We start from the raw sequence: 14631 nt of genomic DNA on the forward strand, positions 1-14631 counted from the left end.
TCCGGTCATGCCAGACGGGCATGACCGGCGCGGCCTAGTGTCGACGATGTGAATGGCGAAGCAGTGCGCCGCTGGATCTTCGAAAGACATTGTCACCCGGTGAGCGCGTGGTCGCGATGGGCGAGCACACCGCTGTTGCTCGTACCGGTATGGACCCGGCAGTGGCGGTGGGCAATCCCCATCGGCGTCTGGCTCGTGATCAACCCGGTCGTGACACCGCCGCCCCGGGATGACAGGTCGTTTGCCACTCGCGCCATACGTGGCGAGGAGATCTGGATGACCAAACCCACATCGGATAGCGCCCTCACCACGTTGAGCCTCCTCGGCAGCACCGCCCTGGTCTCGGCGCTGGTGGCCGCATGGCGCCATAGGTGGGCCGGGGCGACAGCGGGCACCGCGATATCGATGGTGATCACGCTGCTGGCCTGGCGTCGCTACGCCCGAATCTGGGCGACAACCCCGAGCCGACGGTAATGTCTGATTTCCGCTAGCACGGTGGCGTGGTGGCAGGCATGCTCGAATGCATGGAACTTGACGCGGAGGCCTGCTACCGGGCCGTGCAGTCCCGTGACACCCGATTCGACGGGCAGTTCTACACGGCGGTTCGCACCACGGGAATCTACTGCCGACCGTCCTGTCCTGCCATCACACCAAAACGGCAGAATGTCTCATTCCATCCCACCGCCGCCTCCGCGCAGGCCGATGGCTATCGGGCGTGCCGACGGTGTCTGCCGGACGCGGCGCCGGGATCGCCGCTGTGGAATGTCAAATCCGACTTAGCTGTTCGCGCGATGCGCCTCATCGGCGATGGTGTAGTCGAGCGTGAAGGTGTCGAGGGCTTGTCTCGTGCCCTGGGATACTCGAGTCGCCAACTCAACAGGGTCCTGCTGGCTGAGCTCGGCGCGGGCCCGCTGGCCCTGGCACGGGCGAATCGGGCCACCACCGCGCGTCTGCTGATTCAGCGGACCGGGCTGGCCATGTCCGATATCGCTTTTGCGGCAGGGTTTTCCAGTATCCGGCAGTTCAACGACACGATTGCGGCGGTGTTCGCAACCACACCGTCGAAGCTGCGGACCGAGTTGCCCCGCCGGGAAGACCTGACATCGGCTCCGACACCTAGCGGTGTCAGTCTCAAACTTCCCCTGCGGCAGCCTCATAACGTCGCGTGGTCCACCTGGCTGCTGGAACATCACTGCGCGCACGGTGTCGAAGACTTTTCCGAGGGGCGCTACACCCGGGCACTGCGGATGCCTCACGGTCCGGTCGTCGTGACCCTGACGGTGGCCGCCGATCAGGTACGGGCGGACCTGCAGCTCACCGATATGCGCGACTTGGCACCTGCGGTAGCGCGCCTGCGTCACCTTCTTGATCTCGACGCCGACCCCGCCGCGGTCGATGACGCATTGTCGTCGCATCCCGCGCTGACCCCCCTCGTTGCCGAGGCTCCCGGAATCAGGGTGCCCGGAACGGTCGACGGTTCAGAGCTGCTGTTACGCACCATGATCGGTCAGCAGATCTCGGTGTCCGCGGCCAACACGGCGACAGCAAACCTGGTTGCCGCGCTCGGTGAGGAAGTGACGGACATGACGGGGCGGGTGACTCACCTGTTTCCCACCACCGAATCTGTCGCCGCAGCGGGCGCGGGGGTATTGGCTGGTCCAGCGGCACGGATCGGCGCAATTGTCGGAGCAGCGGACAGGCTTGCGACGGGTAAGCTGGAGTTGCATCAGGGCATGGCCGCCGCCGACATGCGTAGGCAGCTGTTGGAAATCAAGGGAATCGGACCCTGGACCGCGGACTACGTGGTGATGCGTCAACTCGCTGATCCAGATGTCCTGCTCGAACACGATTTGGTGCTGCGCCGCGGCGCGTTGGCCGAGGGGATCGACCTCGCGGCCGCCCGTGACTGCTCGCCGTGGCGTTCGTATGTATCTATGCACCTGTGGCGCAAGGGGATCGCCGCGCAGACACGTCAACGCAACCGCACGCGGAAAGGAAACTCATGAGCGACTACACGACACTGACCACCCCGGTAGGACCATTCACCGCCATCGTCGACGGGTCGGGCGCGGTCCTGGCCTCGGGGTGGACGGACTCCCCCGACCTGCTGCGCGCGCTGATTCATCCGACGTTGCGCCCGCAGACCCTCAGCCGCAAGCGTGACCTCGGGAAAGTCACCAAGGCTGTCACCGACTACCACGCGGGCGATCTGACCGCCATCGACCCGATTCCCGTCACCCAGCAGTCCGGAGATTTCCTGATGCATGCCTGGGACGTGTTGCGCAGTGTCGATCCGGAGGCACCCATCACCTACAGCGAGTTCGCCGCGCGCGCTGGGCGACCCGCTGCCATCCGTGGCGCCGCCAGTGCGTGCGCGCGTAACGCGGCGGCGCTGTTCGTCCCGTGTCACCGGGTGTACCGAGTCGGTGGCGCATTGGGAGGCTTCCGCTATGGGCTTCCTATCAAGCGATGGCTACTTGATCACGAGGCTTCCGCCGCAACCTGACCCACTGGGTGACGAGTACTGCCGCCAGCGCGGTGGGTACCGCCGCGGCGAGGGTCTGGCCATCTTCGGAGAACATCATGAGGGCGAAGAGTCCGCCGAACCCTAAGAGCACCAATCGAAGTGCGGACCAACGTGGTGCGCGCAGGGAAAGTGTCTGTGCGGCGAGCACTCCGAGGAGAAGTGCTGTGAGGTGTCCTACCTCGGTGAAGGTTTGGTTGCATGCGATGGACACGGCGCCGACGGAGATCCAGCCCGCTATCCAGGAGGCGCGCCAGCGCGGCGGGATCGATGCCGTCAGTGCCCCGACGACGGCGGCCGTTCCATAACTCATCCCTACGTCACTGGCCCGTGCGAGGGATACCGGGGCCCAGTGCATCCAGATCGCCAGCGCCGTTCCGACCCCGACGATGAGGGTTGCGCCTATGTGCCCGAGGGCAAAGGTCAATGCCAAACGTCCGCTGCGCCATTGAAGCTCAGCGAGGGCGAGAATGCAGATCAAGCCGGGAAGCCATAGATAGATCGGCCCCGCGTCGGTGACAAAGGCACTGCCGATGAGCGTCCCCAGCCGTCCCTGATGAAGATTGTGCAGATTGGTACTGGCATGCGCGACAACTCGGTCTTGCACGCGCGGACCTTCCACAACCAGCACCGTGGCCACCGCGACCAGCGCGACCGCATAAGCGATCGTCACTCGTAGCCGAACTAGCGCGGCCCAGACTCTCCGCATGACCCATGATCGCACCGTCTAGACGCGACCGTCATCTCCCGCCGCTGGTAGTTCCCTGCGAGTTTCGAGCGGGTACATCTTCATGTTCTCGGGCACGCCTGCGGGCCTGCTGGAGAACAGCGGTCTCCGGACGGGCGTGGGTGAGAGGCCCAAGTGATCGAGAAGCACCAGGGGCACCTTGGCCAGAGCGGGTTGCGAGATCGCCAAGCCACCCTTGGTGGCGCTCTCCATGACACGGGCCGCGATGTTCACGTCGACGCCAAGCCAGTCCGATCCGATGCGCTGAGGCGTCCCGGTGTGGATGCCGATCCGCATCAGCGGCGTATATCCCTGGATTTCAACGTTTCTCAATGCCTCGCGGGCGGGAAGGACAGCACGTAGGGCCGTCACCGGGTCGTCGAAGACGGCCATGATGCCGTCACCCATACGCTTGACCACCTGGCCCCCGGCGTTGAGCATGGGTGGCTCGGCGACCGATGCCACGCGGCGCAGCAATTTCAGGGTCGCCTCGTCGCCGGCCTCAAGTGCCCATCCCGAGAATCCGACGAGGTCGGTGAAGACCAGCGTGACCTCCCGATTGGCCGGTTGCTTGCTGACTTTCTCGGTGAAGGCCTGCCAGATCTGCAGCGCGCCGAACCCGAACTCGCGGAACGCGGTATCCCTGTCGGTCACCAACCGGTCGGCCGCACGCGCCACCGCACTCGCCCCACCAAAACCGCTTGTGGACAAAGGATCACCGAAGTATGGGTCGCCGGGCAGTGAACGGCGGGCGCGGCGTACCGCCGCCACGACGGTGGGATCCCGATCCATCTTGCGAAACCAGTCACCGGCTGTACGTGACGCGCGCGCGATCTGCCGAGACGTGGGTTCGGTGGGATCGGAGTCTTCCGCCGGCACCGCGTTGTCTGCCGACTCCGCGGCGAGGTCATGCCGCACAGGCCCACGGGTGCGGCCTCGCCTGCGCTTACGGATTCCAGTGTCGTGCTCACGGTCCGGATCGGCATCGAGGCCTGACGGCTCGACATCCACCGCATCAGCCTATGTGCTGGGGTGTGCGGCGGCAATCTCGTCGTTGCCAGTGTCGCGATGGCTGGGCGCCCCTCCTCAACTGCCTGGTCACAGTCGGTCGGCGCTGGTAGCGGCAGCGTGGAGCTTCGGACACGGTTGGCAAACGGTTCCCGATACCCCAGGGGGACTCGTGGACAACGTCGGTTGTCACCCATATCGTGCGTGATAGGCACCACACAGGAGGGTCAACGATGACATCCGCCACTGCCAGCCGAGGTGCTCGGCGATCTGCGCGCGAGCACGCGTCCGGAGCGCGATCGCCCGCCGAGCCAGCGCATGAAATCGATCAGGACGACGCACCGCAACCGCTGGGCCCAGATTCGCTGACATGGAAGTACTTCGCAGATCTGCGCACCGGGCTGCTTGGCGTGTGGATCGGATCCATCCAGAACATGTACCCGGAGTTGGGCGCCGGTGTCGAGGATCATTCGATCCTGTTGCGCGAACCTCTGCAACGGGTCACGCGTTCGGTCTTTCCCATCATGGGCGTGGTCTACGACGGCGACCGCGCCGCGGACACCGGGCGCCAGATTCGGGGGTACCACGACACCATCAAAGGTGTCGATGGCAAGGGACGGCGGTACCACGCCCTCAATCCGGAGACCTTCTATTGGGCTCACGCCACGTTCTTCATGCTCATCATCAACACCGCCGAGTACTTCTGTGGCGGGCTTACCGAGGCAGAAAAGCGGCAGCTGTTCGCCGAGCACGTCCAGTGGTACCGGATGTACGGCATGAGCATGCGGCCGGTGCCCAATTCCTGGGAAGAATTCCAGGAGTACTGGGCGCGGGTCTGTGATGACCAACTGGAGATCAATCGGGCCGCGTTGGACATCTTCCACATTCAGATCCCGAAGCCGAAGTACGTACTGATGCCGGACTTCCTCTGGCAGCAGATCTGGGCCCCGGCCAGAGTATTTCAGAACTGGGTCGCCACCGGAGTGTTCAGTTCTTCGGTGCGCGAGAAGGCCGGCATGCGTTGGACCCCTGGTGACGAAGTGCTCCTGCGATTGTTTGGCAAAGTGGTGCAGCTGGCGTTCAGTCCCCTGCCGGAGGACATCCGGCTCCATCCGCGTGCGGTATCGGCATACAAGCGCGCACGGGGAGAGTTGCCGCCTGATGCACCCCTCGTCGAGGCACCCAAGATCACCGCACCACCGCGGGACAGGCGGGGAATGCCCATGCACTACGTACCGCCGTCGGTCCAGCCGACGGCGGTACGCGCGCGTGCGGGCGAGCTGTTGCATGCCGCCTTCTCGTTGGCCTCTCCCCGGTGGGCCATCCGGGGTGGTCGCGAGGTCGCGTAACACCTGTTTACGCAGCTTTTACAGGGCACTTCTGTGGCGTAGACCACATTTTCGGCCGCGAAATTCCTATCGCCTGACAGACGAAACTGCGTCGTCCGGACAACGGGTTCACCGTGCCGTGAGCGGCCCGACACGCGGTGTTCATCGGGCGATTAGCCCAGCGCACCAACTAGTTCGGACAGCCTGTCTTTTGTCGATTGTCGGCGTCCAGCAACACATCATCAACTCACCGTGAAGGAAATTCAGGGGTGAGGACGCTTGTCCCCCAAGGCGATTCCTGTGAACGGGCTGTGAGTTTTGATCAGCGGCGGTGTTTTCGCAGGCGTATCTTTCCGTCAGCTTGATAACGGACCTATCACACCGACCGGTAATCGACGACGCCGCAATAGCTCCCAAACTCAGACACAGGTTCACCACCATTCACATCCGCAAGGGGAAACGAGGCACTCAGATGGCAGTACGTAAGCGAGTCGGCGCCGTCATGGCGTTGTTCACCGCGATCTGTACCTTGGCTACGGCTCCGGCCCAGGCCGATCCGGTGTCCATGGCGCCGCAGACGTACACCAAGGTAAGTCGTGACGGGTGGACGCTGATGATCCGGATCGACCACGAGACCATCAACTCGGTACCCAACCTGGCCGAGGCCTCCAACTCCCGCGAGGCGTTCGTGACCTTCGACGCGACGGCGATCGCCACCGGAGGGTCCGCCCCGATCACCGACAGCCTGTTCATCGCGGGATACCAACTAGGTTGTCAGACAGACGTTTCCAGCGGTCTGCAGATCGGTGGCACCGGCGGTCTGGCCGGGTCTGTGGGCTACAGCGGTGGTCCGTCGGTCGGTGGTTCGGGTGGTCTCGCCGGGTTTGTGCAGACCATCTTGCAGCCTGGTGTGATCACCGACCTCCCCCTGGCCAACATGGCGTTGAGTGATAGCGGCAAGGCGATGCTCGATGTCGATAATCTGCACATCAAGGCCGACGCGTGCGGCGGCGATGTCACCATCCGCTCGTATGTCTACTTGAGGATCTCGACCGCCTCGGCGCACACTGAGTTCGCCATCTACGGCGACCCAATCAAGATCTAGGGAGGTACTTGTGCCGAAAAGGAAGATCGTTGCCGCCATGGCAGGTGTCGCCGGAGCGCTCGCGTTGGGAGCGCTCCCGGCGCCCACCGCGCTCGCTGACCCACCGGGAATACCTTTCGTGCCCGGCGTACCGGCACCACTGCCCGCCACCCCCGGCAGCTACACGTATATCTACAACAACTTCCCGGCGGTGGCGCCGGCCGCGGTGGACGCGCGCGGCGTGAAGATCGCCGCCAACGCCGATCCCGCGGCCGGCGCTGCCGGACTGCCGGGCAGCAAGTTGGGCAATGCCGCTCATCCCGCGAACGTGTTGACCTCTTCCAGCACGCGGTACGGGATTCAGGGCGGCACGACGCCCGCCGCCCCTGCCAGCACCACGGGGGTGCAGTTCGGTGCGGGGAACGAGAACCCCGCGCTGGAGGATCCGCACGGTGCACCGCCGCAGAGCGCGGCCGGGATCGAGGCGACCGCCCCGACGGTGACGCCGGGAGCGCCAACCCCTCCGGTTCTCGAGTCGCCGGATGGTCAACCGCCGAAAGCCGCGGAGGAGCCGGCCGCCGGCTAGGCGCCCGGACCAATGTCGACAAAGAGGCCCCCTGTTGAACAGGGGGCCTCTTTGTCGACGAAATAGAGCGAGTGACGGGACTCGAACCCGTGTGAACGGCTTTGCAGGCCGGTGCCTAGCCTCTCAGCCACACCCGCGTCGAGCACCGATCATGCCGAACCACGATGCGCGACACGAGTGTTGCACTCAGAGTGATCGCAGCGGGGCCTAGCCGGTGAGGCGGGAGTAGTTCGCGCCGGTGAGCTCTACCGACTTCTCCCATAGCCGCGCCGCCAGCTGCGCATCACGTGCCTCGCTGGATCGGGGCGCACGAGCCACCGGACCGCGCGCACCCGTCAGTTGAGTGGGGCCAAGGTAGTCGTCGGGCTGCACATCGGGCATCGACGCCGCGTACAGCTCAGCCTCGGCGCCCTGACGCTCGTCCTGGAGCACCAGACCCATGCCGAAGTAGAAGGCCTTATGCAGCCCTGGGATCTTCGGGATCATGGAGTCGAACAGGTTGGTGGCGGCCACCCCGGGGTGCACATTCACCGACACCAGTGAGGATCCTGCGGCGGCGGCCTTGCGGGCCAGCTCCGAGCCAAACAGCATGCAGGCGAGCTTCGAGGCGCGGTATGCGGTCATCCGGTTGTACCGACGCTGAGTGAAGTTCAGATCATCGACCTTCAGCTGATTGCGTCCCTGCGCGTGCGCGACACTTCCCAGCGACACCACCCGGGGTGCGTCGGCAGCGAGCAGCGAGGGCAGCAGCGCGTCGGTCAAGACGAAGTGACCGAGGTGGTTGACACCGATCTGCATCTCGAATCCCTCGGCGGTACGCCGCAGCGGGATCGCCATGACGCCGGCGTTGTTGATCAGTACATCGACAGTGGGCGCCTGGGTGCGGATCGCGTCCGCGGCGGACCGCACGGAGGCAAGGCTGGTGAGGTCCAGTTCGACCAGCGCATGATCGGCGTTGGGCCCCAGTGAGCGCACCTTATCCAGCGCTGCCCGCCCGGTCTCCTGGTTGCGGCAGGCCAGCACGACGCGGGCACCGGCGCGGGCCAGCGCCTCGGCGGCGACGAGACCTAGGCCATTGTTCGCGCCGGTGATGACGTGTGTCTTACCGGTCTGGTCGGGAACATCCGACTCACGAAAGTGCCTGATCTGCAGGGGTGCGGGCATTAGGTTCCTCGATCCGTGGAAGTTACTAGTACTCGTCGTTACGGCTTTGTCGGATAGTACTGGAGGCTATTGACCGCGATGCATCCGCGCCGTGGCGTATAGGCAAATCGACGCGGCGCTCGCCAGGTTGAGGCTTTCGGCTCCCCCGCGCATCGGGATGCTGATCCGATGTGTCGCCAGTGCGGCCGTCGCGCTGTCGAGCCCGTGCGCTTCGTTTCCGAAGATCCAGGCACAGGCCCCGGCCAGCACCGGATCGGCATCGTCGAGCGACAGCTCGCCGTCGAGGGTGGTGGCCAGCACTGCCCCACCCCGCGCGGTGAGGTCCGCGGCGATCGACGCCGCATCTCCCTCCGGTATGACGGGGATGTTGAAAATGCTGCCCGCCGAGGCACGCAGGCTCTTGCCGTTGAACGGGTCGACGCTGTTACCAGCCAGTAGCACGGCGTCGGCGCCCATCGCGTCGGCAACGCGAATCAGGGTGCCCGCGTTGCCCGGCTCCGAGATATCAACGGCGACAACGACGAACCGTGGTGAAAGCGCGACGATCTGAGGCCACGTGGCCGCGATGGAACGGCACTCGGCTACCAGCCCGACCGGAGTCACGGTGTCGGACAATGCTTTCGCGGCACGTTCGGTCACCAGATGTATGGGTGCGTCAACCAAGAGGCCCGCGAATCGCTCTGCCGCAGCCTCGGTCGCGAAGACACGTTCTACCGCGCCGGACCGCAGTGCGGCCTCGACCAGGTTGGGGCCCTCCGCCAGAAAAAGACCGGCCCGCCGACGGGCGGCGGGCCGGTGCAGCTTGACCGCGTCGATCACTGTTTGTGACCGCTCAGTCAGAGCCGAGTTGCTCAGGCGGCTTCCCCGGCTGGAGCGTTGACGTCCTCAGGCAGCGCGGCCTTGGCGACCTCGACCAGCGCGGTGAACGCGGCCGCATCGCTGACAGCCAGCTCGGCGAGGTTCTTGCGGTCAACCTCGACGCCCGCGATCTTCAGGCCCTGGATGAATCGGTTGTAGGTGATGTCGTTGGCGCGAGCCGCGGCGTTGATACGCGCGATCCACAGCTTGCGAAACTCACCCTTGCGGGCGCGACGGTCCCGGTATGCGTAGGTCAGCGAGTGCAGCTGCTGTTCCTTGGCCTTGCGGTACAAGCGCGACCGCTGACCGCGGTAGCCCTTGGAGGCCTTCAGGATTGTCCGGCGCTTCTTCTGGGCGTTGACGGCCCTTTTCACGCGTGCCATAAGTATTCCTTATTAGTGATTTCTAGTGATGCAGGTGCTGTGTATTGGGGTGGTCGTGAACGCGGCTGCTAGCCGGTCAGCATCTTCTTGACGCGCTTGGCGTCGTTCTCTGCAACCACGGCGCGGCCGTCGAGACGACGGGTGCGGCTGGTGGGCTTGTGCTCCAGCAGGTGGCGACGGTTCGCCTTCTGGCGCACGATCTTTCCGCTACCGGTGGTGCGGAAGCGCTTCGACGCACCGCTGTGGGTCTTGGCCTTGGGCATCTTGGTGTTCCCTGTCCTTCGTTTTCCGTACTAGGTCTGTTCGGTGGGCGCTTGCTCGGCCGCTGGGGCCGCCTGGGCTGGGGCCGGCCCTGCAGGAGCTTCGGCCTGCTGAGCCGCCTTGGCCCGGGTCTTCGCACCCCGGTGTGGCGCCAGCACCATCGTCATATTGCGGCCGTCCTGCTTCGCGGAGGTCTCCACGAAGCCGTACTCGGCGACGTCTGCGCCGAGCCGCTGCAACAGCCGGTAGCCCAGTTCGGGCCTCGACTGTTCGCGTCCGCGGAACATGATCGTCACCTTGACCTTGGATCCGGCTTCCAAGAAGCGCACAACGTGGCCCTTCTTGGTTTCGTAGTCGTGATCGTCGATCTTCGGCCGAAGCTTTTGTTCCTTGACAACGGTCTGCTGCTGGTTCTTGCGAGACTCACGCTCCTTCAGAGCCGTCTCGTACTTGAACTTGCCGTAGTCCATGATCTTGCAGACCGGGGGCCTGGCGTCTGGGGCTACCTCGACAAGGTCGAGATCGGCGTCTGCGGCGACGCGAAGCGCATCTTCGATCCGCACGATGCCGACCTGTTCGCCTTTCGGGCCGATCAAGCGGACTTCGGGTACGCGGATGCGTTCATTGATGCGGGTCTCAGTGCTGATGTGGCCTCCCTGGCTCGTCCTCTAACTGTCGTGACCGAAACACAGATCGACAGGGACATAAAGCGGGGTCCATCAGCACTCTGCTCATTACGAACAGAAAAGCCCTGCTCATGGCAGGGCCCGAAGCCGACCGGTCACGACGACATACGCCGTTCTGCAGATCGCAGAACAACCACCCGGAGGTGGCTGGACCGGACCGCTGTACCGTATGGCCAGCGGTGGGAGCGGGACTCCACTTGATGTCCCCGACGGAGCCGGGAACGGTCGCGCATGACAGTCTAGCAGCCGTGACCGATGACCTTGACCACGACGTGCCCCTCACCGAGTCGATCCGCGAGCTCGCCGATATCCCGGCGATCGAGGTGATCACCAAGGCCATTGTGATGCTGATGAGCTCCAGTGCCGAGAAACTGGGCCTGTCCTCCCCCGATCCCGACGAAAGCCCACATCGGGATCTCGACGAGGCCCGCCGGCTGATCACCGCACTCGCCGGTTTGGTGGCGGCCTCGGTCGAATACCTGGGCCCGCACGCCGCGCCGATCCGCGATGGATTGCAGAGTCTGCAGAAGGCGTTCCGCGAAGCCAGCGCCGTCCCGGACGAACCCGGCCAGGGGCCCGGCGAGAAGTACTTGCGCTGAGCGTCAGTGAACTCCCAGCTACACGGCCTATCCTCGCTAGGTGACATCTGAGGTTTCTGTCTCACCGCCACTAGCCGGCCCGGGAATTGGCAAGACCCCCAAGCCGATTCCCTCACCCACCTCGACACTGCACTGGGTACCGACCTTCTTCGGGTGGCTCGTCGGGGTCTTCGCGGCGATGATCTTCCTGTCGAGTATCTCGCCGATCATCCGGCACCTGACACAGGTTCCCCGGGCATTTATCGACGAGTATCTGTTCGACTGGCCGGACACCAGCCTCGCGTGGGCCTTCGTGCTGTCACTGCTGGCGGCGGCACTCGCGGTGCGCAAGAGCATGGCGTGGTGGATCCTGCTGATCAACCTGTCGGTGCTGTCGGCCCTGAATATCGGCGGTTTCATTCAGCATCGCGACACCGTCGAGATCCTTGGGCTGGTGCTCCACGGCGGCACGATCATCCTGCTGATCCTCGCGCGGCATGAGTTTTACGCGAAGGTGCGGCGCGGTGCGACGGTCAAGGCCGTTGCCGTGCTCATCGGTGGATTGACGCCCGGAACAGTCGTCGCCTGGAGTCTCACCGAGATGTTTCCGGGGACCTTGGCGCGATCCGATCGCTTCTGGTGGGCGCTGAACCGTGTGGCCGGGTTCTCCCTCGCCGGCCACGAGTTCTTCGACGGTCATCCGCATCTGTTCCTCAACTGGCTCTTCGGTCTGTTTGGGGCTCTGGCCCTGATGTCCGCGGCCGTGGTGCTCTTCCGCTCCCAGCGCGCGGTCAATGCGCTGACCGGCGACGACGAATCCCTGATTCGGGGGCTACTGGATCGGTACGGGCAGGACGATTCCCTCGGATACTTCGCGACACGGCGCGACAAGGCGGTGATCTTCGCGCCCAACGGCCGTGCGGCCGTGACATATCGCGTGGAGGTCGGCGTCTGCCTGGTCAGCGCGGACCCCATCGGGGACAAAACAGCATGGAGCCAGGCCATTGCCGCATGGCTACAGGTATGCCAGGCGTACGGCTGGGCGCCCGCGGTGATGGGCGCGAGCGCCGAGGGTGCGCTTGCCTACCGCGAACACGGCCTGAACGCACTCGAACTCGGCGACGAGGCAATCCTGTACCCGCGGTCATTCTCGATATCAGGTCCGCACATGGCGGCGGTCCGCCAGGCCGTCAACCGCGCCCGGCGCTCGGGACTGTCGGTGCGTATCCGCCGCCATCGTGAATTGACGGCGGACGAGGCGAAACAGATCATCGCCAACGCCGACATGTGGCGCGACGGCAACACCGAACGCGGATTCTCGATGGCCCTCGGGCGATTGGGTGACTCGACCGACGGTGACTGCCTGCTGGTGGAGGCGGTCGACCCCGACGGCAACGCCGTCGCCATGCTGTCACTGGTGCCCTGGGGAGCCAATGGGGTGTCCCTCGAATTGATGCGCCGTTCGCGTCAATCGCCCAACGGCACCATCGAATTCATGGTTACCGAGCTACTCACCCGGGCAGAGGCCATGGGAATCACCCGGGTTTCTCTCAACTTCGTGATGTTCCGCTCGGTCTACGCGGACGGCTCCCGTATCGGAGCGGGCCCGGTGCTCCGGCTGTGGCGCTCGGTGTTGATGTTCGCCTCACGGTTCTGGCAGTTCGAGCAGTTGTACCGCTCCAACGTGAAGTATCAACCCGAATGGGTGCCCCGATTCGCCTGCTACGAGGACGCCCGGCTCATCCCCCGGATCGGCATCGCTTCGGTGATCGCCGAGGGGTTCCTGGTCTTGCCGTTCGGCAACCGCGACAAGCCAAGGCACACCGGTCAATACAGTGCGGTGCCGCAGGCCATCGTGGCCACCGGACTGCTGCACCACGATGGCACCGCGCCCGACCTGCCGCCTCAGCCAACGGCACTGCAGCGGATACCCGAGCAGGTGAAGGTGCGGCTTGGCAAGCTTGCGGCCTTGCAGGAGCGAGGAATCGACGCCTATCCGGTCGGCTCGCCGCCCAGCCACACCGTTGCCGAGGCGCTGGCCGCCGCCGACGGTACCGAGGTCGTCGTCAGCGGTCGCCTGCTGCGCATCCGTGACTATGGCGGTGTGCTTTTCGCGCAGCTGCGCGACTGGTCGGCAGAGGTACAGCTACTCATCGACGACCCACTCCTGCATGAAGAGTTCACCGCTGCCATCGATCTCGGCGACCTGGTCGAGGCCAGTGGGGTCATGGGTCAGTCGCACAATGGCACGCGGTCCGTGCTGGTGCGATCGTGGCGAATTATCGGTAAGTGCTTGCATCCGTTGCCCGATAAGCGAAAGGGTCTCACCGACCCCGAGGCAAGAGTGCGCGCTCGATACCTTGATCTGGCGATCAACCCCGAGGCCCGAGATCAGATCGCGGCGCGCAGCGCGATCATCACGTCGCTGCGCAACACCTTGCTATCACAGGGATTCTTAGAGGTCGAGACGCCGATCCTGCAGCAGGTGCACGGCGGAGCCAACGCTCGCCCATTCCTGACGCATATCAACGCCTACAACCTGGACCTGTATCTGCGCATCGCGCCCGAGCTGTATCTCAAGCGTCTCTGCGTGGGCGGCGTGGAAAGGGTCTTCGAACTAGGCCGGGCCTTCCGCAATGAGGGTGTGGACTTCAGCCACAATCCCGAATTCACCCTGCTGGAGGCATATCAGGCTCATGCCGATTATCTGACCTGGGCCAAGACAACCCAACAGCTGATCCAGAACGCCGCGAAGGCGGCGCATGGCAGCGAAGTGGTGATGCGGGCGGGCGGAGAAGGCGCGGACGGGAAGCTGATCCCCGTCGACGTCAGCGGCGAATGGCCGATCATCCCGGTGCACCACGCGATCTCGGAAGCCCTCGGCGAACAGGTCGATGCCACAACGGAAGTGCCTACGCTGCAAAGGTTCTGCCGGTCAGCGGAGGTGCAGTTCAATCCGCGATGGGATGCCGGGCACCTGACGCTCGAGCTCTACGAGCAGCTCGTCGAAAAGCACACCACCACACCCACGTTCTACAGCGATTTTCCGGTGTCGGTGTCCCCGCTGACGCGCCCGCACCGGAGCATCGACGGTCTCGCTGAGCGGTGGGATCTGGTGGCCTGGGGTGTCGAGCTCGGCACCGCATACACCGAGTTGACCGACCCGGTGGAGCAGCGGCGACGCCTGTACGAGCAGTCACTTCTCGCGGCGGGTGGTGACGCCGAGGCCATGGAACTCGACGAGGACTTCCTGCGTGCGATGGAGTACGCGATGGCGCCCACTGGCGGTATGGGTATGGGGGTCGACCGCGTGGTCATGCTCATCACGGGGCGCAGCATTCGCGAGACCCTGCCCTTCCCGCTCGCCAAACCCCGGTAACCACGGCGAATCCGTTCCCATTCCGTATCCGGACTCGTCAAATACCTGACAGACAATTCACAGGT

The 14631-nt window shown here is 64.7% G+C and carries 15 protein-coding genes and 1 tRNA gene; 8 read left to right on the plus strand and 8 right to left on the minus strand.

Translation table 11 applies throughout. From position 1 onward, the window contains the following. Nucleotides 1–48 precede the first annotated feature (48 nt). From B4394_RS22440 to B4394_RS22450, 3 genes are read left to right on the plus strand one after another with little or no spacing between them, the layout of a single operon-like run. Complete coding sequence (locus tag B4394_RS22440; protein WP_139360386.1) at nt 49–474, plus strand: DUF6653 family protein; 426 nt, start codon at nt 49–51, stop codon at nt 472–474. A 50-nt stretch (nt 475–524) separates the two neighbouring features. Continuing rightward, entirely contained in the window at nt 525–2006 is a 1482-nt protein-coding gene (locus tag B4394_RS22445; RefSeq protein WP_078316362.1) for a DNA-3-methyladenine glycosylase 2 family protein, read from the plus strand. Next, the gene (locus tag B4394_RS22450) at nt 2003–2506 is read left to right on the plus strand and encodes a methylated-DNA--[protein]-cysteine S-methyltransferase (protein WP_078312311.1); all 504 of its coding nucleotides are present in this window, start codon (nt 2003–2005) and stop codon (nt 2504–2506) included. Before B4394_RS22445 ends, B4394_RS22450 begins: the two co-directional genes overlap by 4 nt. Here the strand turns inward: B4394_RS22450 and B4394_RS22455 are convergent. Together B4394_RS22455 and B4394_RS22460 are read right to left on the minus strand one after the other, a co-directional pair. After that, entirely contained in the window at nt 2463–3197 is a 735-nt protein-coding gene (locus B4394_RS22455) for a rhomboid-like protein (protein WP_078316316.1), read from the minus strand. The two genes, B4394_RS22450 and B4394_RS22455, sit on opposite strands and share 44 nt — an antisense overlap. Nucleotides 3198–3251: 54 nt before the next feature. After that, nucleotides 3252–4262: an adenylate/guanylate cyclase domain-containing protein gene (locus B4394_RS22460; RefSeq protein ID WP_078316317.1), complete on the minus strand. Its 1011-nt coding sequence runs from the start codon at nt 4260–4262 to the stop codon at nt 3252–3254. 230 nt (nt 4263–4492) lie between these two features. Between B4394_RS22460 and B4394_RS22465 the strand changes: the two genes are divergently transcribed. The 3 genes from B4394_RS22465 to B4394_RS22475 all read left to right on the plus strand — a co-directional run bounded on the left by B4394_RS22465 (nt 4493) and on the right by B4394_RS22475 (nt 7257). Then, nucleotides 4493–5608, plus strand: coding sequence for an oxygenase MpaB family protein (locus B4394_RS22465; RefSeq protein WP_078316318.1), 1116 nt, complete (start codon nt 4493–4495; stop codon nt 5606–5608). 481 nt (nt 5609–6089) lie between these two features. Further along, the gene (locus B4394_RS22470; RefSeq protein ID WP_078292678.1) at nt 6090–6692 is read left to right on the plus strand and encodes an MspA family porin; all 603 of its coding nucleotides are present in this window, start codon (nt 6090–6092) and stop codon (nt 6690–6692) included. 10 nt (nt 6693–6702) lie between these two features. Beyond that, nucleotides 6703–7257, plus strand: a complete 555-nt coding sequence (locus B4394_RS22475) for a hypothetical protein (protein ID WP_078316319.1) — start codon at nt 6703–6705, stop codon at nt 7255–7257. Between the two features lie 66 nt (nt 7258–7323). Here B4394_RS22475 and B4394_RS22480 read toward each other — a convergent pair. From B4394_RS22480 to infC, 6 genes are all read right to left on the minus strand, one after another. Next, nucleotides 7324–7394, minus strand: a tRNA-Cys gene (locus B4394_RS22480). Nucleotides 7395–7464: 70 nt separating this feature from the next. Then, the gene (locus tag B4394_RS22485) at nt 7465–8421 is read right to left on the minus strand and encodes an oxidoreductase (RefSeq protein WP_078312306.1); all 957 of its coding nucleotides are present in this window, start codon (nt 8419–8421) and stop codon (nt 7465–7467) included. 66 nt (nt 8422–8487) lie between these two features. Further along, the gene (locus B4394_RS22490; RefSeq protein ID WP_078316320.1) at nt 8488–9240 is read right to left on the minus strand and encodes a TrmH family RNA methyltransferase; all 753 of its coding nucleotides are present in this window, start codon (nt 9238–9240) and stop codon (nt 8488–8490) included. Nucleotides 9241–9272: 32 nt separating this feature from the next. Next, complete coding sequence (gene rplT / locus B4394_RS22495; RefSeq protein WP_005058700.1) at nt 9273–9662, minus strand: 50S ribosomal protein L20; 390 nt, start codon at nt 9660–9662, stop codon at nt 9273–9275. A gap of 68 nt (nt 9663–9730) precedes the next feature. Continuing rightward, nucleotides 9731–9925 (minus strand): 50S ribosomal protein L35, encoded by a 195-nt coding sequence (gene rpmI, locus B4394_RS22500; protein WP_005058702.1) that lies wholly within the window; start codon nt 9923–9925, stop codon nt 9731–9733. Between the two features lie 30 nt (nt 9926–9955). Further along, entirely contained in the window at nt 9956–10570 is a 615-nt protein-coding gene (gene infC, locus B4394_RS22505) for a translation initiation factor IF-3 (protein WP_078312304.1), read from the minus strand. A 287-nt stretch (nt 10571–10857) separates the two neighbouring features. On the opposite strand from infC, the gene B4394_RS22510 reads away from it, so the two are divergent. Continuing rightward, complete coding sequence (locus tag B4394_RS22510) at nt 10858–11208, plus strand: DUF1844 domain-containing protein (protein ID WP_078316321.1); 351 nt, start codon at nt 10858–10860, stop codon at nt 11206–11208. Between the two features lie 85 nt (nt 11209–11293). After that, a complete protein-coding gene (gene lysX / locus B4394_RS22515) occupies nt 11294–14566 on the plus strand; it encodes a bifunctional lysylphosphatidylglycerol synthetase/lysine--tRNA ligase LysX (protein ID WP_286142343.1) in 3273 nt (1090 codons plus the stop codon). The last annotated feature ends 65 nt before the right edge of the window (nt 14567–14631 follow it).

This window comes from Mycobacterium sp. D16Q16 (assembly GCF_002013745.1).
In the GTDB taxonomy this organism is placed as follows: domain Bacteria; phylum Actinomycetota; class Actinomycetes; order Mycobacteriales; family Mycobacteriaceae; genus Mycobacterium.